We start from the raw sequence: 26,474 nt of genomic DNA on the forward strand, positions 1-26,474 counted from the left end.
GTAAAATCAACTGTTAATTTTTCTGTGGATTTATGCGTGTAGTTTTAAGAATTGAATATGTAATTTTTTGCCAATTCATCTGCTTCAGAATAGACATCATCAAACATTTTTTGTGCAATGAAGTCTGTATCCTTCAAAAGGTTCAGCCAATATTTTGTTTCGAGGATTTCTTTATAAGCAATTGAGATTTTAGCAGAAAAATCAGCTTTCGAAACTGCTCCATTGGCTTCTGCATATTTGCTCCAATAGATGTTCCACTTTTCAATAATTGCTTTGAGAGAATATATTCTTTTTTCTCTTTGCTTAAATGTTGATACGCATTGACCATCCGAACAGCAAATTGATAGGCTTTTTTGTATAAGTTATTTTCCATAGCATTTAATTAATTTCTATTCATAAGTAAGATCCAGCAGGTCCACTTTCCTTACAATTTCCGTATGTTGAGTGAACAAGTATGATAACTGTTAACTGATCACTGAAAAAGTAATGGAACCCACCAAGAGCTTTGATGATTTAGTAAAGATTATAAAGATTCTTCGTAAAGAATGCCCCTGGGATCGCAAACAAACCCACCAGAGTATCAAAGACAACCTCATAGAAGAAGCCTATGAAGTCGTTGAAGCTATTGACACTGAAGATGTTGGTGAACTCAAAAAAGAGCTGGGCGATCTACTGCTTCACGTGGTATTCCACAGCAATATGGCAGATGAAAGCGATCGTTTTACTATAGAAGATGTAATCTACGCTATCCAGGAGAAACTGATTCGGCGGCACCCGCATGTTTTTGGTGATGAAGTTGCCGATAACGAAGAACAAGTTGCCAAAAACTGGGAAAACATTAAACTGCGGGAAGGTAAAGAATCGATCCTCGAAGGTATTCCCAAACACTTGCCTGCGTTAATTCGCGCTCAGCGAATGCAGGAGAAAGCAGCAAATGTAGGTTTTGATTGGCCCGAAATGAGCCAGGTGCTGGATAAAGTGGAAGAAGAGCTGGACGAATTTCGTCAGGTGCTGGAAGAAGGAGATCAACAAAAAAGTCGTGAGGAGTTTGGCGATCTTCTTTTTTCATTGGTAAACCTGGGTAGATTTTTTGACTTGAATGCTGAAGATAGTCTGCGCTCAACCAATCGAAAGTTTATTAGGCGCTTTCAGTATATCGAACAGCAATTGAAAGAGGAAGACAAAAATATTTCGGACGTAAACCTGCAAGAGATGGACAAACACTGGAACAGTGCGAAATCAGAAGTCGAATAAGATCACCATCTGAAAAGTATGAGAAAAAAATATCGGTAAGATTTTTGATGGCCGTCGACCGACAGTTTGAAATACAGCTTCATGAATCAAGACCAGAGCGTCTATCCAGGCGTTCCGACGCAGAGCATCGGAACGAGATCATAAATTCATCCTTCGGTTTTCGCACACTATTCCTTATACCTGTGCTGTCCGACCCTCGGCAGATTCCTCATGAATTCGTAAAAATTATTGCTTTGGTTGAGAGCAACGTCTGTGCCTAACCACACCTGTTTGTCATCCCATCCCGATTCTTCGGGAGAGGGAGCTCAAGTGTATCAAAGATGAGAGCTGTGTTACATGTTCAAAAGCCTTATCCACGGTTGAGATCCCTCGTCTCTTCGTTCCTTGGGATGACACTACTTTTAATGATTTTACCCCTGGTTTTCCGGAACTGACAATGAGAGTATCAATGGAGGTAAAATCAAATCACAAGAATAAAAAATAGCAATAGTACGAGCGTTTGCTGTTATTCTTTTCTCACTGAGAATTCTGTTCAACTAAACTTTACATCGAACAGCAATTGAAGCAAAAGGATAAAAATATTTCGGATGTTATCCTGCAGGGGATGGATAATCACTGGAATTCGGCAAAAACTAAGAGTTAGCTTCCAAAATCTATACCGTGTTCTGCCTGATTAGAAGCGGTTTAGCTGATGATCCTGTTGATAAATTTTGTTAAATGGTAAACGCTGTTAACCTCTTTAATGTTTTCCTAAGTCTTTTCGGGATTAATGATTGTGTGCAAACAACTTATCCCTGATTTTTTCTTCGTTTGATATTATATTTGATCAACAATAAAAAGAATATATTCAATTAAAATTCGGAGTTCAGAATGGCTGAGAGCTTAAACACTGAAATTGACCTAAGTCAATACCCGCACATAAATAAAGGGCTTGAAGGGATCGTAGCCTTTACCACCAATAAAAGTTTTATTGACGGACAGAAAGGTGAGCTTATATATGCAGGTTATGATATAGATACGTTGGCAGAAAATGCTAGTTTTGAGGAAGTTTGCTTCTTACTTTGGCATAATCGACTCCCAGATCAAGAAGAACTCGACGAGCTTAATACACAGCTTCAAGAGAATCGGCAACTGCCTGATACCGTATTAAATTATTTGAAAAACACTTCTAAAAATGCTGAGCCGATGGCCGTACTGCGAACGGCTGTTTCTATGCTTTCAGATTTTCATGAAGTTGAAGCTGAAAGTGATAAAGAATTCCATATCAATAAAGCGATCAATATTACGGCAAAGTTTCCGACCATTATTGCTGCTTTTGATCGCGGTCGGAAAGGCAAAAATATTGTTGAGCCTCTGAATAACAAAAGTACTGCTTATAATTTTCTTTACATGCTCAACGATGAAGAGCCGGGCGACCAGGCGGAAAAAACAATGGATCTCTGCCTGATTCTGCACGCCGAGCACGGCATGAATGCATCAACCTTCACCAACCGGGCTATCTGCTCTACCGAGTCTGATATGTATTCTTCTATCACAGGAGCCATTGGTGCCCTCAAAGGGCCGCTGCACGGTGGAGCTAACCAACAGGTTATGAAGATGCTGCTGGATATTGACGAAAAAGATTCCGATCCCGTTGACTATGTAAAAGGCAGATTAGAGCGGAAGGAGAAAGTCATGGGCTTTGGTCACCGCGTGTATAAAACGATGGATCCGCGAGCTCGTATTTTACGGGGAATGTCCAAAAAGCTTTCAAAAGAAACAGGACATGAAACGCTCTACGAATGGTCCGAAGCCATTCTCAAGACTATGAAAGAAGAAAAGAATATCGATCCCAATGTTGATTTCTTTTCTGCCACGGTTTATTACTCGATGGGTATCGAGCCTGACTTGTTTACCTGCATCTTTGCTATGAGCCGCGTCTCCGGATGGACCGGACATTATATTGAGCAAGCTGAAAATAACCGACTGATCCGCCCCCGTGCCCTTTTCGTTGGAGATAAGAATAAACAATGGGTCCCTGTCGATCAGCGGTAAATTTGCTCAATAATCAAGATTTGAAGCCCCAATTTATTGGGGCTTTTTTATTTTAAACAGCCAAATCTTAGCATTATCTTCCTTCCGTTTGAGGAGTGTTACAGCTAGATCAGATTTAAATTTAACGTAATAAAATATTATACATTTTGGATCTGCGAGATAAACAGGAAGTAGAACTTTTCAAATTAATTCGATCGGCCAAGAATACTACTTTTGGCCAAAAGCATGCTTTCTCGAATCTACAGCGCTATGAGGATTTTTCAGATGAAGTTCCTGTCTCTTATTATTCTGATATTTCTAATCAAATTGAACAACTAAAAAAAGGAAATAAAAATATTTTTTGGCCGGGGGATATATCACGATTTGCCGTTTCGGCCGGTACATCCGGACAAGGCAAACACCTGCCGTTAACAAATGAGCGTCTGCAATCGGATCGCCGATTCATGCGCATGATTACCTGGAGCTATCTCCGCCAACGCCCCAACATTTTCCAGCTTTGGGGCAAGCACATTAGTTTACCGGGAACAATGGAGCAATATTCTGGCTTTGAGATCGGAGAAATTAGCGCTTTTACGGCTCAGCAGGCGCCCTGGTGGCTTTCTTATTTTCAGTTGGTGGACACTGGTGAATTGACGCAACTCGGTTTTAAAGAAAAAAATGAGCTTATTCTGGGGAAAGCTGTAAATCAAGATATTCGTGTTATTACCGCGGTGCCCAGCTGGCTGCTGACAATTTTTCAACGAATGCTGGAACGAACCGGGGCTGATTCTATCGGAGAAGTTTGGCCGAATCTGCAGCTTCTGGTTTGTGGCGGGGTTAAGCTGGACAATTATCGTTCGCATTTGAAAAAATTGCTCCAAAAAACGGATGTTAATTTCATTGAAACCTACGGTGCTTCGGAGGGGTACTTTGCTTTCAGCGATTTATTTTCGAGAAATGATTTAAAGCTTGTTATCGACAATGGTATCTTTTATGAATTTATTCCAAATCCATTGCCGGATAAAGATTCTCTTACCATTCAAAAGACTGTCCCTCTTTGGGAAGTCGAGCCAAATACACCGTATGCCATGCTGGTAAGTACCAACGCTGGATTGTGGCGCTATGCTCTGAATGATATCGTGCAGTTTACCCAAACAGATCCTCCCCGTATTGAAGTTATGGGACGTGTCAGCGAAATGCTTGATGACTACGGTGAAGCACTTTATGCCTATGAAGCTGACGAGGCACTGCAAATAACGGCCTCAGAAATGGATATTGAAGTCGGGACATTCACTGTAGGTTCCATTTTGGAGAATGAAGAATCCATACCTCACCATGTGTGGTTCGTTCAGATGTATGATCCTATTCACCGTGATACCCTTAATCGAATGGCAAAACAACTGGATGATGTTCTCTGCGAAGCGAATCGACATTATTCAATTCGTCGCGAGAGTGATTCATTAGGCATGCCAGAAATTCACTCGATAGATCAGCAGCAGATCAACAACTGGCTTGAGAAGAAAGGGAAACAAAAAGCACAGGGCAAACTACCATCCATCCTGAAAGACGAAGAGGATATTCAGTTTTTTAGGTGATAACTCTCCACCAGTTCGCTGGCTTTGCGAGCTGGTGGATGAATAATTTATTCCTCATACTGAAGCTCTGCTTCATAGAATTAGGCTGTGTGCACTCCCAAGCAGGAGCCCTACTTCGTTGAAACTACGAAGGACAGGCTTGGGAATGAGGAAAAAGAGTCGGGAGTATAACGTGTAATCTCAACATGTCATGCTGAACCCTGTCCTGAACTAGATTCAGGATCTCTTCAGCATCTAATGCAACTGATGTTTGTATTGCTATCAAAGCTATTTTTTGCAGTAGATCCTGAAATGAATTCAGGATGACACGGTCCTGAAAACTTCCTATACATTTTAAATCCTAACGTTTCTAGTAATCAAGTCACATATCCCCATCCAAAAAATACCAGATACCCTAAAACCAGAACTACACCCGCCCAGCGGGGAACTGACTTTTGTATCATCATAAAAGTAATAAATAGCACAAAGGTCAGACTCAACGGCAGGTAAAAGCTAAAGACATCCTCTCCTATTGGGATGGGGCGAACCAAAGCAATAACTCCCGCATTAAAAAGAAAAAATGCTATAACAGATCCAATAACATTGCCTACAGTAATTTCTGAACGACCTTTCAAAGCTGCAGGGAGTTCACGGGCTAGCTCTTCAATACTAACCAAGAGCGCCAGGATTGTAATACCGAAAACAGTCTCAGACATTCCAAGTCCGCCGATGATATTTTCCGCGGACGATACAATCATCTCACTGCCAATAATAATCGCCACCAGTGAGCCCGCTAATAATGCCGCTGACTGCCAACGACCAAATTCCCTGCCCTCTTCCATTGCTTCCGCAGCTTCTCCTGTAGGACGGATATCCAGGCCTTGTCGTCCCAGATACAACAGGTACCAAATGGAAAGACCATACGCTGCCAGTAAAATAAATCCATCAATGCGAGAAACTATCCCATCGAAACTAAGTAATCCGAAAAGAACCACAGCTCCGACCTGGATAAGCGGGATCTGCATAGGTACGTTAGAAAATTTCATTGGCGAAATGATGGCGGTAATTCCAAAGGCCAGCGCAATTGCCACCATGGCCGATCCGATAATGGTTCCCACGGCAATTCCCGTGACACCGTCATAAGCCGCTACCGCTCCCAATCCAAGATTCTCGGGATCAAAACCAATAAATATCGTGCTAATTAGAAAGCTGGAAATTCCGAATCCCAGTGAGGTACCAACAGTAGCTTCTACCAGCTTTTCAGAGAAGTAGACAATCAGAAACAGGCCGACGAAAAGTAATAGTGCTGATAATAGCATGAAGATTAGTACTACAGTTCTCTATTTCCTTTCATCGAAAAAAGTGATTCTGGTCCAAAAAGGAAAGGTTCCGACGTTAGAATATAAAAATCCAAAAAAGTCGTTTCGAAGCAAGAGCTTCGTAACGAGATAAAATCATAGTCCAAATAAAAAGGTTCCGACGCAAAGCATCGGAATCAGCTGTCATTCTTTCGTCACGACGCAGAGCATCGTGACGAGATGAAGAATCGTTGATCAAATCACAGGCTGATATCCGAGATTTACTACCGTGCGGGATCCCGGATCAAGTCCGGGATGATGTCAGTGGAAAGTCGTTTGAGCTGCCTCTTTTTTATGTTCATCCGTAAATCTGCGGCTTTTCCTATTTCACCACGAGATTTACAATACGTTCGGGGACAAAAATCTCTTTCACAAGATTGCCGTCATCCAAATATTTCTGCACATTTTTAACGGACTTCGCCTCGGAAAGCACATACTCCTTGTTCTTGGCTTTTTCACGGGGGACGTGAATTTCTCCTCTTACCGTACCGTTCACCTGAATAGGATACATCTGTGTGTCGGAAATAAGATACTCTTTGTTAAACTCCGGCCAGTCAGCATAGGCAATGCTTTCTTCATGGCCCATTTTACGCCACAATTCTTCAGAAATATGAGGCGCAAAAGGCGACAGCAATTTTATAAACGGCTCCAGGATTGAAATTGGCCGCTCATCCCATTTATTGGCTTCATTAACAAAAATCATCATAGCCGAAATCGCCGTGTTAAAGGATAGATCCTCAACATCGTTGGTCACTTTCTGAATACATTCATGAAGCGTCTTAAGCTGTTTTTTCGAGGGATCGTCATCCGTAACCGAATCATTCAGCTCGCCACTTTCTTCATCAATAATCAATCGCCATACGCGACCCAGGAAGCGATACACGCCATCCACATCTTGGGTACTCCAGGGCTTCACCTGCTCCAATGGCCCCATAAACATTTCATAGAGGCGCATCGAATCCGCGCCGTACTGATCGATTATATCATCGGGATTAACTACATTTCCGCGCGATTTCGACATCTTGTGCGCCTTCGCATCTACGAGAATTTCTGTGCCCTTAATAACAAAATCGTCTCCTTTTTTCTCGACCTGATCTCTATCCAGCTTTACTCTTTCAATATTATCATAATCGTCGGTGATATCGGCAGATATCCAATCGCCATTCTTTTTATAGCCGGTAAATTCGACCTCTCCCAGAATCATCCCCTGGTGAATCAGGCGCTGGAATGGCTCTTTCGTGGATACCACTCCGCAGTCATATAACACCTTATGCCAAAAACGAGCATACAACAAGTGAAGTACGCTGTGTTCGGCACCGCCGACATACATATCCACTGGCATCCAGTATTTTTCTTCATCGGGATCGACAGGACCTTCATCAAATTCCGGACTGCAATATCGCAGGTAATACCAACATGATCCTGCCCACTGCGGCATAGTGTTCGTTTCTCGTTTGGCCGGCTTGCCCGTCTCCGGATCAGTGGTATTGACCCAATCCTCGGCTTTGGCCAACGGAGGTTCTCCTTCTTCAGTAGGCTCAAAATCATCCATCTCGGGAAGTGTCACAGGCAGATCATCTTCGTCTACCGGTTTCGGTTCTCCATCCACATGAATAATCGGAAACGGTTCGCCCCAGTAACGCTGACGCGAAAACAGCCAGTCGCGCAATTTATAGTTGACTGATTTTTTCCCATGACCATTTTGCTCCAGCCAGTCTATAATTTTTTCTTTGGCTTCTTCAACTCCCAAGCCATTCAAAAAATCGCTGTTAATAGCCTTGCCTTCACCCGTGTATGCCTTACCGTCGAAGTCCTCAGGCGGCTGCACCGTACGGATAATCGGCAGATCAAACTTCTCCGCAAATTCCCAGTCCCGTTCATCCTGTCCGGGAACGGCCATAATGGCACCTGTACCGTATGAGACCAATACATAATCGGCCACCCAGATGGGGATCGGCTCTCCACTGGCTGGATTTTCGGCATAAGCACCTGTAAAAACGCCCGTTTTCTCATCGCTTAATTCGGTCCGTTCGAGATCAGATTTACGCGCCGCCTCATCTTTATACTCTGCTACAGCTTCTTTCTGATCTTCAGTCGTAATCTTATCCACCAGCTCGTGCTCGGGCGCCAGCACCATATATGTAGCTCCGAATATAGTATCGGGTCGTGTAGTGAAAACTCGGATTCCCTCGTCATGATCTACCACTTCAAAATCGATATCGGCACCAATAGATTTGCCGATCCAATCGCGCTGCATCTTTTTGGTGGATTCCGGCCAGTCGAGATCCTCCAATCCATCAAGCAGGCGATCGGCGTATTCGGTAATCTTAAGAACCCACTGCCGCATTGGCTTCTTTACCACCGGGTGTCCTCCCACTTCACTTTTGCCATCGATCACTTCTTCGTTAGCCAGCACTGTTCCCAGTTCGGGACACCAATTTACCGGCACATCGTCTTCATATGCCAATCCCTTCTCATACAACTTCAGGAAAATCCATTGTGTCCACTTGTAATAGTCTGGATCGGTGGTATTGACTTCACGATCCCAATCGTAACTAAAGCCGAGCGATTGCAGTTGCTCGCGAAAGCGATTTACATTCTTTTGGGTTGTATCCCGCGGATGGGTACCGGTTTTGACAGCATATTGCTCGGCCGGCAATCCAAAAGCGTCCCATCCAATAGGATGAAGCACATTAAATCCATTCATCCGCTTGTAGCGTGCCAGAATATCGGTAGCAGTATACCCTTCCGGATGTCCCACATGCAGCCCCGATCCGCTGGGATATGGAAACATATCCAGCACGTAATACTTGGGTTTATCATGGTCTTCCGGCGTTTTGAACGTCTTATTCTTCTGCCAGTATTCTTGCCATTTGGATTCAATTTTTTCCGGCTTGTACGAGCTCATTCAGTTACTGCTTAATATTTATAGGTTATGGTGTAACGGAACGCTGAACACACTGATATAACAGATTTTCACAAATAGATATTATCTGCGGCAACCTGTTTAATCCACGTCATCAGCGTTCTATTAGTCGCCAAAGATAAGGAAAAATTGCGCTGGTTTGAAGAAGGGATTATTGTAACTTAGAGATTAGATGTTGGAATTTGGATATTGGTGCTAAGATTCTAGCCTCTTTCTTCAACCACAGTTTCATAAGCGGCTTTAATTTTTTTCCCTGCAATTGCCTCATTTACATTAAAGAGATGGTCTCCTATTTTTTCCAGCCGATTGATATAATCCAGAAATACAAATCCAACTTTATTGGAATAGTTGTTTTGTTCAAGCTGTTCGTAGTGGAATTCAAGCAGATCATCACGGCATTCATCAATAGCATCTTCAATAGCTATCGATTTATCCAGATCAATCTTTTTCCCATTATCTTTGGATAGATTATTACGCACATTGCGAATGGAATCATGAATCAAATCAAGAAGTTCACGCAGCTTGTTCATAGCAGGCTTGGGTAACTCTTTCCCTTCTTTTTGCATACGTTCAAATGTTTTCGACATCTGAAAATAGATATCTGCAACCCGTTCCAGATCATTGATCATACTGTGCATTTCGCGAATACGGCGACTATCAGATTCAGAAAGGTTATAACTGGAAATTTTCGTCAGATATTCAGCTATTTCCAGCTCAATATTGTCTGTAATACCTTCCCGCTTCTCAATTTTTTTCAGAAACTGGTCCCGCCTGTTCTGTTTGTTAAACAACAGTCCCTGTAAGCTGAAATGCATTTTTTCAATCAGCTTGCCGAATAACTGTATCTCTTTGTGAGCCTGAGCTATCGACAGCTCGACCGAAGACATCATACCGGATGAGATATACTGTAAGCGAGTCTGGGTGTCTTTCTTTTCTTTCTGATATTTCTCCACTAACCGAACGATATAGGGGACAAAACCAACAAGCAGAAGCACATTAATCACGTTAAACGTACTGTGAAACAGCGAAAGTGCAAGTGTGGCATTAGCTCGTCCCAGTTCACTTGTTGCATGCATAATCGATCCTGCCTCGGGCGCAAAGTAACCCATAATTTGATCTATACCCAGTAAGAAGGGATCTATCAGAAGCATCATCCACAGGACGCCAAAGATATTGAATACAAAGTGAAATCTTGCTGCCCGTTTCGCATACACATTACCCACAACTGCAGCAATATTGGCTGTTACAGTAGTTCCGATATTTTCTCCAAGTACCATAGCTGCTGCAATAGGAAAATCTATCCAGCCCTGGAATAGCATAACAAGGGTAATAGCCATAGCCGCGGAAGAAGACTGTGTAAGCAAGGTTAAGAGCGTACCGACAATCACAAATATTATGATAGAGGCGAAACCGAATTCTGTAAATGAATCCAGGAACATGAACATTTCTGGATTATCCTGGATGTTGGGCACTCCATTTTTAATAAAATCCAGCCCTATAAACAGAATACCGAAACCGATCATAGACTCGGCAAGATTACGTAACTTTTCACGGCCGAAGAAAATAAAAGGGAAAAACAACCCTATCATTATCATAGCCACCGGAGTAATCTTCATCTTAAAACCAAAAATTGAAATAATCCATGAAGTTACTGTGGTACCAATGTTAGCCCCCATGACAACTCCGGTAGACTCGAGGAAAGTAATGAGACCGGCGTTGACAAAACTTACCACCATAACCGTAGTTGTTGATGAGGATTGGGTTATAGTCGTAGCAGAAAATCCCGTAAGGATACCTCGAAAGCGCGTGCTGGTCATTCCTTTGAGAATGGCACGTAATTTATTTCCTGCAACTTTTTGAAGCCCATCACTGAATACTTTCATCCCATAGATGAAAATTCCCAGTGCACCAATCAACTGCAGAAAATCCCAAAAAGTATATGTCATTGTTTAGTGTACCTAGTGCTGAACACGTTTAACGCCGTCTTAAAAATAAGGCAGCAAATATAATAGATTTCATTAACTATTGGTAATTATCTGAAAAGCTCATTTAGTGTTATTAAATCACAAAAAGTTGGGCGTAAAGATAGCTGTCAATTGTAGCCAGCCAGCTACCCAACAAGAATTTTCTGATAGCTGAATGCTGGCAGCTTCCGCAGCTGATTGAATGGAGTCTCTAAAAACTTAGATCTGGACTGCATACTCTTGAAAACCGTAACAATTTTATATCAATAATTGCCGTTCTACTTTCAATAATCTGTATAATTACCATCTATTTTCTTACCATCCACTTCTTTAATTTTTATTCCATGAAAATTCCACCACTCTTAATAATTATAATTGCAGGTAATATGCTATTTGCAGCCTGCGAAAAAACCAGTAGTCAATCCAGTATGAGCAATAATCCTCTCTTTTCACCGAGCTCTCTGCCCTTCGAAGCACCAGATTTTGATGCTATAAATGTTGAGCATTACCGACCTGCTTTTGAGGCAGGTATGGAACAGGAGCTTGAAGAGATCGAAGAAATAGCCGCAAATCCTGAGTCGCCGACATTTGAGAATACGGTTGTAGCTATGGAAAAGAGTGGAGAATTATTGCAGCGAACAAGCCTGATCTTTTACAACCTCACTTCGGCACATACCAATGATGAGATTCAGCAAATCCAAAAAGAGATGGCACCTAAGCTGGCGGCTCACTCTGATGACATCCTCTTGAATGCTGATTTATACGATCGCGTAAAAACGCTCTACGACAGTCGTGATGAAATGGATCTCAATGAAGCCTCGCTGAAACTGCTCGAAGATACACACCGCGATTTCATTCGTGCTGGTGCCCAACTTACCGAGGATGAAAAACAGCGTATGCGCGAGATCAATGAACGCATCTCTACGCTAACAACCGAGTTCCAGGAAAATCTGCTGGAGATCACAAAAGAACGTGCTGTACTTATTGATGATGTAAAACAGCTTGATGGACTGAGTGACGATCGGATTGCTGCGGCAAAAGAGGCTGCTGCAGAACGTGGACACGAGGATCAATATCTGCTTACAATTACCAATACGACACGTGTTCCAATTCTGGAAAGTCTGGACAACCGTGATCTGCGAAAGCGGGTTTGGAAAGCATCTGCCTATCGCGGGATTGGTGAGAATGGTGGCATTGACAATCAGCCGCTTATTCTTGAGCTGGTGAAGCTACGCGCCGAACGGGCCAAACTGCTGGGATATCCAAATCACGCCGCTTATAAGCTGGATCCCCAGACAGCACAGACCCCAGAGGCAGCTCTCGACATGCTTGAGGATCTTATTCCCCCGGTAATTAGAAACACCAAACGGGAAGCCGAAGCCATTCAGGAAATGATGCGGAAAGATGGGATCGAAGATGAGGTCAAGCCGTGGGACTGGAATTTCTATGCGGAGAAAGTGCGACAGGAAAAATATGATATCGATCAGTCGGAGGTGCGTTCCTATTTTGAGCTCAACCGTGTGCTCCAGGATGGCGTTTTCTTCACTATGAACAAATTGTTCGGAATCACTTTTGAAGAGCGATATGATCTGCCCGTTTATCATCCTGATGTGCGTACTTTTGATGTATACGATGAGGATGGCTCGCAGATTGGTCTGTTTTATGCGGATTATTTTGAGCGCGATTCCAAACGCGGAGGAGCATGGATGAACTCCTTTGTATCACAGTCACACCTTTTGAATAAAAAGCCAGTGATTGTGAATGTTATGAACATCCCCAAACCAGCCGAGGGAGAACCAGCGCTCATCAGTTTTAATAACGTGACTACCATGTTTCACGAAATGGGACACGCCCTGCATGGACTTTTTTCGGATGTTACCTATCCCTCGCAAGGCGGTACTTCTGTACCACGGGATTTTGTGGAATTCCCCTCTACTTTTGAAGAAGACTGGGCGATTCAGCCGGAAGTGCTTGAAAATTACGCCATTCATCACAAAACAGGCGAAAAGATCCCACAGGAGCTGCTCGATAAAATAGTTGAGGCACGAGATTTCAACCAGGGATTTGACACCCAGGAGTATCTGGCAGCCACAATGTTGGATATGGAATGGCATCTGCTGGAAAATGAAACTATTCCTGATGATGTACAGTCATTCGAAAAACAAGCACTGGCAAAGTATAATCTGGATATGGAAGCTGTACCTCCGAGATATAAGTCGCCCTATTTTGCCCATATTTTTTCTGGAGGATATGCCGCCAACTATTACGCCTATATCTGGAGTGAAGTTCTGGCGGCCGACGCCTTCGCTTATATGCTGGAGCAAGGCGGGTTAGAACGGCCAAATGGAGATCGATTCCGGGAATACATTCTTTCGAAAGGCGGCAGTCAGGAGGCGATGGAGCTTTACCAGCAGTACCGTGGACAAGAGCCGGATGTCAAGCACCTGTTGAAAAGACGAGGACTCGCCACGGATAATTAAGGGACTTTGGATACAAAATCTATAATCTTAGCAGCATGAAGATGAATCATCAGGCTAAGAAGAAAACCCAAAGCTCACTTAAGTGAGCTTTCCAGGAAATATTCTTAGCCCACAGATTCATCCGTGGGTAATGAACTTGAAAAGCCTATTCCAGAAAGCGTCTGGAATAGGGATAATTTATTACCTTAGTTGGGTACCCCAATCAACCAAGCTGCCGGTAACAAGGTGTGTTGTCGATAAACTCCCTAGTACAGAAAATTATATTTTATTTTAGCTAGAAAAACATTCTGGGGAAAAATACCGAATGTATCGCCTATTCGATCTCCTATAGATCTGTAATACGGGGAAGGAGTCTGTGGTGCAAGTGGATTTTGCTGTTCCCTTTCACTCCTCCCTTGTGTCCATACCAAAAAGAGCGTCGACCCCGGCCGGTATTCCCACCGCAACACCACATTGGACTGTAAACTATTCAATGTAAAATCCGATCGTTTGGGATAGGGATCAAAATCGGCCAGACGATCGGGATTCTGCAATATTTGAAAATTATCAAAATGTCCGCGGGCCAAAAAAAGCTGGCCGTATACCTGCAAAGACAAATCCGGAGTAAAGGTAATTGTACTTCGAAGTGTAAAATCCAGCGAGCGGGTATCCCTGTCACCAAAAACAGAAACATAATATTGGTTGGTATCAAATGGATCCACATCCGACAAAATGGTGTCCAACCTTCCATCGTCATCAAACGTTATAAAGTCATCATTGTTTAATAGGTCGGGCGATGCAGATTCGCTCCCGATTTGCCATTCACTACCTGTATTTCTAAATGATTCGTTCGACACCCAGGCCGAAATGTTATTTTCCCATTCTCCATCCAGGTTATCGGACAGGGATACCCAGCTTCCGGCATCCCAATTGGCACGTAATCCCAAACTGTAAGCTCGTCCGCCGTCGCCACTAAAAGTATAGGCAATCTCAGGTTCTACCTCCCAACTTCGCCTATCATCCGTTTCAAACTCGGTTTCGAACTCTACACTGGAGGGACGAGCCCAAGGGCCAAGACCTCTTGTTTCATATAGATCATAGCCGCCGAATATGTTATCAAGAGAGGTATTCAACTCAAATTGTTGAAAGCTTTCCAACATCCACCGGGAATCAATTTCCAGATTTAAACCAAGATTTAATTGATCCCGGTAAGAAAATTGCTGAACACTAAACATATTAACGTTAGCACGTTGAAATGTCCCAAAAGGCTGTCCCCCATTTATTTGGTATTCGATACGAGTCAGAGAGGCGATAAAATTATTTTCCCGGAGTTGTCCAAGATCATTTGGATTAAACCGGTCACTAAAAACATCGATACCCGTAAAGCCACTGATTATCCCCTGGCGCTTTCTCATCCAAACCTTTCCTGCAAAACCAGTTTGGGCACTTCGGTTCTCTGCCGTCCAGTTGCGGTGAGTAAAAGAGGCAAATCCTTCGATGCCGTAACGATTGTCAAGCATCCGCAAATCCCAATCTGTACCGCCCGACAAGGCTTGTATCCTACCTTCACCCCCTACATTTGGTCCCTCAAAACCAGTTAGAATACCTCCTGCACTAGAAAAATCTCCCAATTGTTGACTCATCCGAGCCACTCCGGAATTCCGTGATGGTGAAAAATCATCTCCGGTTGTGGCCCCTAAGACACCAAAAGAAAGTCCTTCGGCAGTCCGGCCGGTAACTTTGGCAGCCCCAATAATAGGATCATTTGCTCCAATCCTTCTTGTGTAGAGTAATTCTCCCGGCCCTACCGAAAATTCATAGATGTTAGCACCTTCCAAAAAGAATGGACGACGTTCATCATAGAAAGTCTCAAATGCTGTCAAATTCAGCACCGCAGGATCCGATTCTACCTGACCAAAGTCAGGGTTAATAGTTGCATCCATAGTGACGTTGGGGCCTAAACCTACTTTGATATCGGCACCGAAATCCATGTTATAATCAGTAGCAAGTTCACCTGGACTACTTGCACTTTCGCGGGTATTGAGCTGTCCTAACGAATATGGAGCAACCTGTATATTGGGCCTTGGCTTTATATTCCTGATTTCTGTCAAATGTCCAAACTGAGCTATCAGGTTCTCACGTTCTGTGCGTGGTATCAAAGGCCATTCCGACTCTTCTCCATTACGAGGAATTCGCCGGGAAAAATGAATACCCCATCTTTGTAAATCTTTCTCCGTAAAGCGCAGCATGCTGTACGGAATCTGCATTTCAACAATCCAGCCGTTGTCAGTTACTCTTGCACTTGAGTACCAAACAGCATCCCATGATGTATCCATACCTGGTGGCACAGGACCGCCACCACCACCTCCCCCGCTGGTACGGAAAGCATCAAACTGAACGCCCGCCGCATTTACACCAAAACTATAAGCTGTTCTTCTGTCAAAATATGAATCGATGGAAACCATAAACCAATCTGCACGGTTGTATTCATCACGTCTGCCCAGGGTTTGTTCAATTTGCTCTACCTGATCATCATATAATGTGGCTCCTATATAAAGGTTGCCAGCTCCATAAAGTACTCGCACCTCCGTACGTTGTGAAGCAGGCTCTCCTTCTCTGGGTTCGAACTGTCGAAAGTCCGATACTGCTTCAGCTTGATGCCAAGCTTCTTCATCAAGCCTGCCGTCAACAGAAATCGAGCTTTCAACTTGGTATGCGGGAACTGCCGGAGAAGTATTTTGTGCGAACAAATAATCAACAGAAATGAAACCAAATATGGCAATCGAAAAGCAAAACAAATAGCCAATCACTATAATACTTTTTGTCAATTTCTCAATCTGCATGTTACCCGAGTTACTTGTTGAGTTAATTAGACAGATTTCAGTCAAATAGGCCGCTTATCTTTTAGCAGTCATGAAAATCAATCTAGACACCTAATGTATTAAGCAAATATGAAGGAAATCTATAGTTCTTCAGGAAGGCTGGTCAATCACAGACTATTGAAGAAAAGACATCAAGATGTTTTGCAAAATCGGCCTTACCAAAATCATTTTTTCAAAGCTCGACCCTCGTACCGTCTTTTTCGGAGGATTCCATAATTGCCTCAACGATTCTTATATCCCGCAGTCCCTCCTCACCGGGAACAATGGGATCTTTATTTTCCTTGATTGCCTGAGCATCATTATCCATCTGTCTGGCCTGCTGATGATCAGGATCAGGAGGCAGTGTCTTGCCGTCACTTGTTTCACCTTGTACACCACTGTATGACTGAAATGGTTCCAGCTTGTACCAGCCGTCACGGCAATTCACGTGCAGATAGTTCATTGATTTTCCGAAACTGGTTTCGCCTTTCGCAGTTACACCACCAGGAAACTCTAATTCAAATTCGGTGAATTCATCCACTTCATCATAAATGTCGCGCTCCGACCATTGACGTCCGCTAACCGCAATGGGTTCCATTCCTGTGGCATAACGTGCAGCATTAATCGGATAAACACCCATGTCATAGAGCGCTCCGCCACCGAGCTCGGCATCACTTCGCCAGGTACCACCAAGACTGCCATTAAATCCAGCTCCCGCATTTACCGATTCAACAGGTCCATATGCTTCTTCCTCACCCCACCGGATTATAGTTTGAGTATTGGGTTCATGCTGCATACGGTAACCAATGGTAAGTTGTACATTGTTTTTATCAGCCGCATCAATAATAGATTGACATTCTTCCACATTCATTGCCATAGGTTTCTCACACCACACATGCTTTCCAGCCTCCGCTGCCTTAATCGAATGTTCGGCATGCAATGCAGGAGGCGTAACAACATAAACGATGTCGATATCGGGATTGTCAGCCAATTCGTTCATTGTCTCATAATTGTAGACGTTAGATTCCGGAATGGAATATTTTTCTTGCCACTTCGGAATTTTGGAAGGCGTACCAGTCACGATGCCCCGGAGTTCACAGTGCTCTGTTTTTTGAAGTCCGGGTGCAAGACGACTGGTGCTGTAATTACCAAGACCTGCCAAAGCAACGCCCAGTTTTTTATTTTTTTCCGGTAATATGACAGACGGAAATCCGATTGCCGATATCAGTGATCCGCCAGCTATAGTACTTCCTATTTTCCTGATGAAATCTCTGCGATTAATTGTACTCTCCATATCTTTTGTTGATTAGATTATTGTATCGTAAGATAATATTTGAGCTAAATAGTTCAGTAATATCAAATATTTAATATTATGTATTAAATGTACATTAGTTCTTACTTGCAGTTCATATTCTGTCATGTATATTAACTTCGTGTCGCCAATCCTAGATTTATGTTATTGCTGTTATATTTAGTAATTCTATTCTTAATCATCCAAATAAAATCATTATGAGAGAATCAGTAGCAATAAAAACAGAAGATATTTGCCATCATTTTGTGACATATAAACAAATTACAAAACGTGTATTTATTGCTGTCTTAACTATTTTAGCTACAAGCCTTACCTCCTGCGCACAAGCTCCCGGCAATATGTCCGATATCAACTGGCTTATCGAGGTGCTTGAGTTAGAAGAAGGTTCAGTGGTAGCTGATATTGGTGCAGGGGATGGCGACCAGACATTGGCTATTGCCCGGCATGTTGGTCCGGAGGGACAGATATACAGCACGGAACTTGGATCAGAATCTGTCCAGGAACTCCAGGAGGCTATTGATAGTGAAGGAGTTTCAAACGTAACTGTAATTGAGGGGCACCCTAAACAGACAAACTTGCCGGAGGAGTGTTGTGATGCAATATATATGAGGAGGGTTTATCACCATTTCGATGATCCAGCTTCTATGAACAGCAGTATTTGGCAGTCGCTCAAGCCCGGTGGACGTCTGGCTATTATCGACTTCAGACCTCGTGAATCAGAGGCAGATCCAGAAGGACGGGATCAAGGTGATCATCATGGCGTTACTGCCGAGACGGTTGTTCGAGAGCTGAAAGAGGCAGGATTTTCGCTGATCAGTTCTGAAGAGCCATCCGGACGCAATATTTATATTGTGATGGAAAAGCCTGAAAAAGAAGACAGATAATTGTTCTATATCAATAGCGCGGGAATTAATTCCCGCGCCAGCTATTTGTTCTTCCTGTCCCAAGTATTCTACCTAGTCGTCCGGAGAAGACCCCGCAGCTTGTTTGCAAGAACGGTCGGACAAGCTGTCCGACCTACGAATTTCTTCTGTAAACAGATAAAAATATCGCTTTACATGCTTTCTCCCTTCTTGAATTCTGATTAACTTATTTAGAGACAGAAGTAAAGGAAGAGGTCCAAATGAGTGGTGGACACATAAAATCCGGCGATTGCATAAATCTGACTACGCTGCGAGATGAACTCGATGCTGATGCTACTTATGCCCTGGTTAAAACAGACGATATGGAAGTTATACGGATGGCTCTTCCACACGGAAAAACAGTGGAACAGCATAGCGTAGATAATGAAATATCAGTTCTGTGCCTCAAAGGAGATATCTTCTTCAGTATTGATGGCGAAGCTCAAGAGCTGAAAGAAAATGACTGGCTTTATCTTGAGAAAAGCCAGTCCTTTTCTTATAGCGTAAAATCTGATACGATTCTTCTCGTCACCTATATTTTTTCAAATAGTGGCTAGATAACCCGTTGCTTATATCCATCCTCAGCAGTCTGAGCAAAAGATTTTTCCAGCGAACTTATAGAATGTAACGTTTTGAGCATCGAGTCTGGCGTGACCGATATAGAATCGATACCGTTTTCTACCAAGAACTGTGCAAAGTCGGGAAAATCCGAAGGACCCTGACCGCATATTCCCACCTTGGTACCTGTCTTCTTTGCCTTTTCCAGCAACAGAAGTATCATACGCTTCACAGCTTCATTTCGCTCATCATAGACATGAGCTACCAATGAAGAATCCCGATCCAGACCCAGGGTGAGCTGCGTAAGATCATTGGATCCGATAGAAAATCCATCGACATATTCAGCAAACTCTTCGGCAAGCATAATATTCGACGGCAACTCAGCCATCAGGTAAACCTCAAGACCGTTTTCACCGCGCTTCAATCCAAACTCTTCCATCGTTTGAAGCACTTTTTGCAGCTCTTCGGGCGTGCGGCAAAATGGGATCATCACAGTCACATTCGTGAGTCCGTACTCATCACGCACCCGCTTAATTGCTTTGCACTCCAGGCCAAAAGCTTCTTTATACTTCTCCGAATAGTAACGGGCGGCACCGCGCCAACCGATCATCGGATTTTCTTCTTCCGGCTCAAAATACTCACCGCCGGTCAGGTTGCGGTATTCGTTTGATTTAAAATCAGAAAAACGAACGATAACACGATTTGGATAAAATGCGGCTCCGATTTTGGCAACACCGAAAGAAAGTTTTTCAATGAAATATTCGGCCTCATCTTCATATCCGAAGGTAAGTTCGTTAATTTTACTCGTCAGCTGTTCATCGCTGATCTCCCGGTGATGAAGCAGCGCCAGCGGATGTAAATTGATAAAGTTGTTGATGATAAATTCCTCACGTGCCAGTCCAACACCGGCATTGGGCACTTTGCTGAATTTAAATGCCATATCAGGAGAAGCCACATTCAGCATAATAGGAGTTTCTGTTTCGGGCAGTTCGGAAATCCGATGCTTCTTCTCCTCAAACTTTATCAACCCTTTATAGATTTTCCCCACACTGCCCTCGGCACAAGAAACGGTTACCTCTTGTCCGTTCTTAAGTTTTTTTGTTGCCGTCTCAGATCCAACAATAGCCGGGATCCCAAGCTCTCGTGCAACAATAGCAGCATGACAGGTACGTCCTCCTTTATTGGTCACAATAGCCGACGCTTTTTTCATCAGTGGCTCCCAGTCGGGATCCGTCATCTCGGTAACAAGCACCTCTCCTTTTTTGAAATCTGTCTCATCAGCGGATCCATCGCGGCCATCGAGCGTATGGATCACATTAACCATCCCCTGTCCTATTCGATCACCAACGGCAACTCCTTCAAGTACTAGTTGCTCGTGGCGATTGCCATCTTCGATATTAAACTCGGTTAGGCTGTCACCGTTATTTGAGTGGACGGTTTCGGGACGCGCCTGGACAATGAAAAGCTCATCCGACAAACCATCATACGCCCATTCCACATCTACCGGCGTCCACCGGCCATTTCGTTTGCTGTAGTAGTTCTCTATTTCAACTACCCACCGGGCCAGCTGCAATGCCTGTTCATCGGTCAGACAAAATTTATTTCGCTGTGATTCTTCAAGGCTCAATTTTTTTGTCAGCTCATTCGGCTTATGCCCATAAGCAAGTTTGTGCGTTTTGTTGCCCAGCTTCTTTTCAATGATGGAATTTTTACCCTCTTCCAGAGTAGGCTTAAAAACAAGAAATTCATCCGGCGAAATTTCTCCCTGCACTAATAGTTCGCCAAGTCCGAACGTGCCATTAATAACCACCACTTTATCAAAGCCGCTTTCCGGATCGATAGAAAATGATACCCCCGAGGCACCCAAATCGGAGCGAGCCATTTTTTGAACGCAGACCGAAAGTTTGGCATCCATATGATCATATCCGGCCGAAGTACGATAGGAAATAGCCCTATCGGTGAACAGAGAAGCGAAACAAGCTTTTATGGAGTTAATGACATTATTGGGGCCGCGAACATTCAAAAAGGAATCCTGCTGGCCGGCAAAAGACGCATCGGGCAGATCCTCAGTAGTAGCCGATGAACGTACTGCTACATCCGTTGAATCTTTACCATACTTTTGTGACAGCTCAATATATCGATCTTTAATTTCTTTCCGCATTTCTTTGGGGAATACTCCGTCCATAATCAGTTGACGAATTTCCATCCCCGTTTTTCGCAACTGTACCAGGTTATCAGTATCCAGATCATCAATCATCAGACGGATTTGCTCCGTAAGACCATTCACCTCCATATAATGGTCATAGGCTTCAACAGTAAGTGCAAAGCCGTCCGGTACATTAATCCCGCGACTAGCCAGATTTCCAATCATTTCTCCGAGCGAAGCATTTTTTCCGCCCACCAGATCGGTCATTTCAAGATCAATTTCGGAAAGGTTCCTGATGATATTTTTTGTAGTCATAGTACATCTATTTTTTGGTTGATAATTTTGGATCTAACAGGTGGTATATCCAAAAAATGGAAGGCTACACTCTTAATAGCCGGTAATCTCTCCCCTGTCAGTTTTCTTTTAAATAAACTCTTCTCTAAGCGTAAGGGTGCTACAAATTGTCGACTGATTGCAGCACAAGAAACTCCTGAACCTATTCTCTTTAAGTACTTTTACTCTGCTGATGTTTCAGTATATTCTGCCAAACTTAACAATTGAAATTGGCTTCTAACATTTCAGCTCCTTGACTCCCTGTGATTTGATCAGGAATTTCAGCCGATTATTTCATCGAATAATCTATAAAATTTTTGATAATGTTCCTTAACAATTGGCAGTTGATTGCATAATTCTAATCTGTAGCTTTTTACTTATTACCAGAACTAAATATTTTTTATGGATCCTGTTACTCACGGACTTATCGGTGCCTCGGCATCTCTATCAATTGCTAAAAAAAAGAACCTGAGCTTTGCTGCCCTGGCCGGTGCTGCAGGTGCTTTGCTCCCCGATCTGGATGTATTTATTGACAGTCCGTCAGATCCATTACTACAGCTCGAGTTTCACCGGCAGTTCACACACTCTCTTCTTTTTGCTCCCGTGGGAGCGCTAATAGTCGCAGGATTGCTTTGGTGGTTACTCAAGAAACAGCTCTCCTTTGGACAAATATACCTGTTTAGCTTAATGGGGATTCTCACTGCCGGACTGGCTGATTTCATCACCAGTTACGGAGTGCAGCTGCTTTGGCCGTTTACGGATGAGCGTTTTGCATGGAGTTTGATCTCCGTCTTTGACCCGCTTTTCTCACTGGGGGTTGGTATTGCTGTGGCCGCCGCTCTTTACAAAAAGGAGCGCCTATTCGCCCTGGCTGCATTCTGCTGGATAGGTCTGTACCTGCTCTTTGGATTTGCACAACAACAACGAGCTGAAACAGTAGCTTTAGAGTTGGCCAAACAGCGTAATCATTCAATCCAGCAGCTGATCATTAAACCTACTATTGCCAATGATCTGTTATGGAGCATTCGTTATGTCAGCGATGACACGCTTTATGCCGACGGTGTTCGACTCCTCCCTTTTACCTCCGCTGACATTTATGAAGGAGAATCAGCCCCTCTCCTCAATTGGAAAAAGCAATATTCAGAACTAAAAAGCACCACACTTTATAAGGATATTTCTCGCTTCGATGAACTCTCCAGCGGCATTCTTATCGCTCATCCAGACTCTAATAATGTAATCGGCGACGGACGGTATGCTATGCTGCCTACTTCGATTGAACCTCTTTGGGGGATTGAAATAGATACTGCCAATCCCAATAGACATGTTGAGTTTCGCACATATCGAGATGCCGGTCCAACAGTACGACAAGCATTCATAGATATGCTGCTTGGAACATACTAAAAATTTCTCCTACAGGAGGCACTCTTTAAAATCCGTAAACTAGTTGGACTTGCTACAGGATAATAATTATAGTTGGTTGTGATATTCATTCTAACAAATCAATTAAGTATGAGACTTAAATTAACCTCTCTCCTCTTTCTAATACTCTTTGTGGTGGGAAGTATGCCTTCTTCAGCACAGGAAACTAAGACAGTTTCGGAAACTAATTATAGTGGACTAGAATTCAGAAATATTGGTCCTGCTTTATTTTCCGGACGAATTGCCGACATTGCCATTCATCCCAATGATCAAAATACCTGGTATGTTGCAGTAGGATCCGGCGGAGTCTGGAAAACAACCAATGATGGTGTAACCTGGGACCCTATTTTTGATAATCAGTCTTCCTACTCCATAGGGAGCGTGACTATCGACCCCACCAACCCGAACACCATTTGGGTAGGAACTGGTGAAAATGTAGGAGGTCGGCATGTAGGCTACGGCGATGGCGTATATAAAAGCACCGACGGTGGCCAGAGCTGGGAGAATATGGGACTGAAAAACTCTGAACATATTTCAAAGATAATTGTACACCCCGATAACTCGAATATCATCTGGGTTGCAGCTCAAGGCCCTTTGTGGGATAAAGGCGGCCAGCGAGGCTTGTATAAATCAACAGACGGCGGCCAAAACTGGGAGAAAAAATTAGGAGGTAACGAATGGACCGGTGTTACTGATATCGAACTTGATCCACGTAATCCTGATCGAATGTATGCCGCAACCTGGCAACGGCATCGTATTGTACCTATTTATATAGGCGGTGGTCCGGGATCAGGAATTCATAAAAGCACCGACGGTGGAGAAACCTGGAAAGAGTTGACAAGTGGTATCCCAGAAAATGCTGGAAAAATTGGAATGGATATCTCTCCCCAGAAACCAGATATCGTATATGCGGCTATTGAGCTCAACCGCAGAAAGGGCGGAGTCTATAAGTCTGAAAATCGTGGCGAATCCTGGAAGAAAATGTCAGATGCCGTCGGAGGCGGAACAGGTCCGCACTATTACCAGGAGCTTTATGCTTCACCACATCATTTTGGCACACTCTACCTGATGGATGTAGAAGCTCAAATATCTACAGATCACGGTGATAACTTCCGTGAGATGGACAACGAAAATAAGCACGTCGATAATCACGCTTTGGCATTTAAAAAAGATGAGCCCGGGTACTTGCTGATGGGTTCCGACGGCGGGCTTTATGAAAGCAATGATCTTGGTGCAAACTGGAACATGGTTCGTAATTTACCCATCACCCAATTCCATAAAATCTATGTTGACGACGCCGAACCTTTCTACAATGTGTACGGCGGTACTCAGGATAACGGCTCCCAAATGGGACCATCACGAACCGATAATGAAAGAGGTATTGCCAATCGCGATTGGAAAAAAACATTAGGAGCTGACGGGCATGACGGTGCTACCGAGCCCGGTAATCCCAATATCTTTTATGGTGAATATCAACAAGGTGTTTTACATCGGGTTGACAAGAGAACCGGAGATGCTGTCCTGATTCAGCCTCAATCCGGTGAAGGAGAAAATTATCAGCGTTTTAACTGGGATTCTCCGGTTGAAATAAGTCCACATAATCCGACTAAAATTCTCTTTGCATCTCATAAAGTATGGGTCTCCGAAAATCGAGGAAACAGCTGGACTGCTATTTCAGGTGACCTCACCAAAGGAGATCAGGAACGTATGACGTTCCCTATGATGGGTAAGCAACGAAGCTGGGATAATGCATGGGATGTGAATGCCATGTCAGACTATAATACTATTACTTCACTGGCAGAATCGCCCCAGCAGGAAGGATTAATTTATGCCGGTACCGATGATGGTCTTCTTCAGGTCACTGAAAATGGTGGGGAAAGCTGGCGCGAAATTGTACTCGGAGATATTGATGGTATACCTAATACCGCCTTTGTCAATGATATTAAAGCTGATCTTTTCGATGCGAACACTGTATATGTTGCAATAGATAATCACAAGTACGGAGATATGAGTCCGTACATCATTAAAAGTACCGATCGCGGACAATCATGGGAGCTTATTAGCGAAGACCTTCCCGATGATCACGTTGTTTGGAGACTGGTACAGGATGATGTCAATGAAAACTTGATGTTTACAGCTACAGAGTTTGGTGTTTTCTTTACTGTTGACGGCGGTGAAGAGTGGGTTAAACTTGATAGTGGAATGCCGACTATTGCTATTCGAGATCTCGTTATCCAACGGCAAAAGGACGATCTGGTCGCAGGATCATTTGGACGGGGTATTTTCATCCTTGACGATTACACATCACTACGAGAAGTAAGCCCACAGATGTTAAATCAGGAGGCGAAATTATTTCAAGCCCGGGATGCTTATTGGTATCGCCCGGATGAAGAGGTGGAAAATCTTGGTGCAAACTTCTTTACAGCCGAAAATCCACCCTTTGGAGCTAATTTTACCTATTATCTGAAAGAGGGGCTTAAATCCTTAGAGCAACAACGTAAGGAACAGGAACGAGCACTTGACGAAGGTGAAGACGTTGCGTTCCCCGGTTGGGATAGCCTTGAGGCCGAAAAAAGAGAGAAGGGTCCAAGTATCGTACTTACCATTAGAGACAACGATGGAAATGTAGTTCGAAAAATCGATAGTGCACCTACCTCGGCTGGATTCCATCGCGTAAACTGGGATCTTCGCTATCCTTCTAAGGATGTGGTAGAGCTGGAAGCTGAAGAAGGCGGTTACTACAGTGGTGGCTTCATGGCAACCCCCGGAACTTATACCGCTACCCTCTCTAAGAAGGTTCGTGGAGAGGTTACCCAGCTATCGGATCCTGTCTCTTTTGAAGTTAAACCACTGCATGAAGGTACGCTGGAACGTGCTTCCAATAAAACGATCGAGGAGTTTCGCAAGGATCTGGAAACTTTCCAGCAGAATCTGACAAAAACCTCTAATAATCTTGATAAGCAGATCGAACGTATTAATGCTATGCAAAAAGCACTCTCCAGAGCTTCCGAAGTTGACACTGCTCTTGTCAAACGACTGCATGATGCACGTCTCAAACTGCTTGATCTCCAAGAGCAGATGGAGGGTTCTGAAGCGAAACAGGAGATTGGTGAACGCACTAAACAGCCAACACCGAGCTCAAGATTGTATGTCGGCTACAGTGCATTGTCATCAACATATGGACCTACTCCGATGCATGTTAAAACGGTAGAAGCCGGAAAAAGTGAGTTGGATTCAATTCAGAATAATCTTACGCAATTTATTGAAAACGTAATGCCTGAACTTGAAAAAGCAGTGCAAAATGCCGGTGCGCCTCCTATAGAAGGCAACTAACATTAGCAAACATATCATTCTAAAAAGTAAAGGGACGCTTCGGCGTCCCTTTTTCTTTTTAA

General features: G+C 43.5%; 14 protein-coding genes and 1 pseudogene. 8 read left to right on the forward strand and 7 right to left on the reverse strand.

Going from position 1 to position 26,474, the window contains the following annotated elements; all coding sequences use genetic code 11:
* Positions 1-13: 13 nt before the first annotated feature.
* Positions 14-373 (reverse strand): annotated as a pseudogene (locus ACT3ID_RS07755) (four helix bundle protein).
* Between the two features lie 113 nt (positions 374-486).
* Here ACT3ID_RS07755 and mazG point away from each other — a divergent pair.
* The 3 genes from mazG to ACT3ID_RS07770 all read left to right on the forward strand — a co-directional run bounded on the left by mazG (position 487) and on the right by ACT3ID_RS07770 (position 4,862).
* Entirely contained in the window at positions 487-1,254 is a 768-nt protein-coding gene (mazG, locus tag ACT3ID_RS07760) for a nucleoside triphosphate pyrophosphohydrolase (protein WP_491541432.1), read from the forward strand.
* Positions 1,255-2,124: 870 nt separating this feature from the next.
* Entirely contained in the window at positions 2,125-3,288 is a 1,164-nt protein-coding gene (locus ACT3ID_RS07765) for a citrate/2-methylcitrate synthase (protein ID WP_491541433.1), read from the forward strand.
* A 146-nt stretch (positions 3,289-3,434) separates the two neighbouring features.
* Positions 3,435-4,862 (forward strand): GH3 family acyl-acid amido synthetase, encoded by a 1,428-nt coding sequence (locus tag ACT3ID_RS07770; protein WP_491541434.1) that lies wholly within the window; start codon positions 3,435-3,437, stop codon positions 4,860-4,862.
* A 356-nt stretch (positions 4,863-5,218) separates the two neighbouring features.
* On the opposite strand, the gene ACT3ID_RS07775 is transcribed toward ACT3ID_RS07770, so the two are convergent.
* From ACT3ID_RS07775 to ACT3ID_RS07785, 3 genes are all read right to left on the reverse strand, one after another.
* Positions 5,219-6,160, reverse strand: a complete 942-nt coding sequence (locus ACT3ID_RS07775; protein WP_491541435.1) for a sodium:calcium antiporter — start codon at positions 6,158-6,160, stop codon at positions 5,219-5,221.
* 361 nt (positions 6,161-6,521) lie between these two features.
* Positions 6,522-9,107: a leucine--tRNA ligase gene (gene leuS, locus ACT3ID_RS07780; protein WP_491541436.1), complete on the reverse strand. Its 2,586-nt coding sequence runs from the start codon at positions 9,105-9,107 to the stop codon at positions 6,522-6,524.
* Between the two features lie 221 nt (positions 9,108-9,328).
* Positions 9,329-11,071 (reverse strand): Na/Pi cotransporter family protein, encoded by a 1,743-nt coding sequence (locus ACT3ID_RS07785; protein WP_491541437.1) that lies wholly within the window; start codon positions 11,069-11,071, stop codon positions 9,329-9,331.
* Between the two features lie 446 nt (positions 11,072-11,517).
* On the opposite strand from ACT3ID_RS07785, the gene ACT3ID_RS07790 reads away from it, so the two are divergent.
* On the forward strand, positions 11,518-13,569 hold the full coding sequence (locus ACT3ID_RS07790; protein ID WP_491541438.1) for a M3 family metallopeptidase: 2,052 nt from the start codon (positions 11,518-11,520) through the stop codon (positions 13,567-13,569).
* A gap of 245 nt (positions 13,570-13,814) precedes the next feature.
* Here ACT3ID_RS07790 and ACT3ID_RS07795 read toward each other — a convergent pair whose 3' ends face one another.
* Complete coding sequence (locus ACT3ID_RS07795) at positions 13,815-16,391, reverse strand: DUF5916 domain-containing protein (RefSeq protein ID WP_491541439.1); 2,577 nt, start codon at positions 16,389-16,391, stop codon at positions 13,815-13,817.
* 211 nt (positions 16,392-16,602) lie between these two features.
* The gene (locus ACT3ID_RS07800; protein WP_491541440.1) at positions 16,603-17,703 is read right to left on the reverse strand and encodes a Gfo/Idh/MocA family protein; all 1,101 of its coding nucleotides are present in this window, start codon (positions 17,701-17,703) and stop codon (positions 16,603-16,605) included.
* A gap of 215 nt (positions 17,704-17,918) precedes the next feature.
* Between ACT3ID_RS07800 and ACT3ID_RS07805 the strand changes: the two genes are divergently transcribed.
* Both ACT3ID_RS07805 and ACT3ID_RS07810 read left to right on the forward strand, forming a co-directional pair.
* The gene (locus tag ACT3ID_RS07805) at positions 17,919-18,605 is read left to right on the forward strand and encodes a class I SAM-dependent methyltransferase (RefSeq protein WP_491541441.1); all 687 of its coding nucleotides are present in this window, start codon (positions 17,919-17,921) and stop codon (positions 18,603-18,605) included.
* 239 nt (positions 18,606-18,844) lie between these two features.
* Entirely contained in the window at positions 18,845-19,180 is a 336-nt protein-coding gene (locus ACT3ID_RS07810; RefSeq protein WP_491541442.1) for a cupin domain-containing protein, read from the forward strand.
* Here ACT3ID_RS07810 and ppsA read toward each other — a convergent pair.
* Entirely contained in the window at positions 19,177-21,642 is a 2,466-nt protein-coding gene (gene ppsA / locus ACT3ID_RS07815) for a phosphoenolpyruvate synthase (protein ID WP_491541443.1), read from the reverse strand. The two genes, ACT3ID_RS07810 and ppsA, sit on opposite strands and share 4 nt — an antisense overlap.
* A 420-nt stretch (positions 21,643-22,062) precedes the next feature.
* On the opposite strand from ppsA, the gene ACT3ID_RS07820 reads away from it, so the two are divergent.
* Together ACT3ID_RS07820 and ACT3ID_RS07825 are read left to right on the forward strand one after the other, a co-directional pair.
* Complete coding sequence (locus ACT3ID_RS07820; protein ID WP_491541444.1) at positions 22,063-23,061, forward strand: metal-dependent hydrolase; 999 nt, start codon at positions 22,063-22,065, stop codon at positions 23,059-23,061.
* 108 nt (positions 23,062-23,169) lie between these two features.
* Positions 23,170-26,412: a VPS10 domain-containing protein gene (locus ACT3ID_RS07825; RefSeq protein WP_491541445.1), complete on the forward strand. Its 3,243-nt coding sequence runs from the start codon at positions 23,170-23,172 to the stop codon at positions 26,410-26,412.
* Positions 26,413-26,474 lie beyond the last annotated feature (62 nt).

The organism is Fodinibius sp. GM108 (assembly GCF_058386985.1).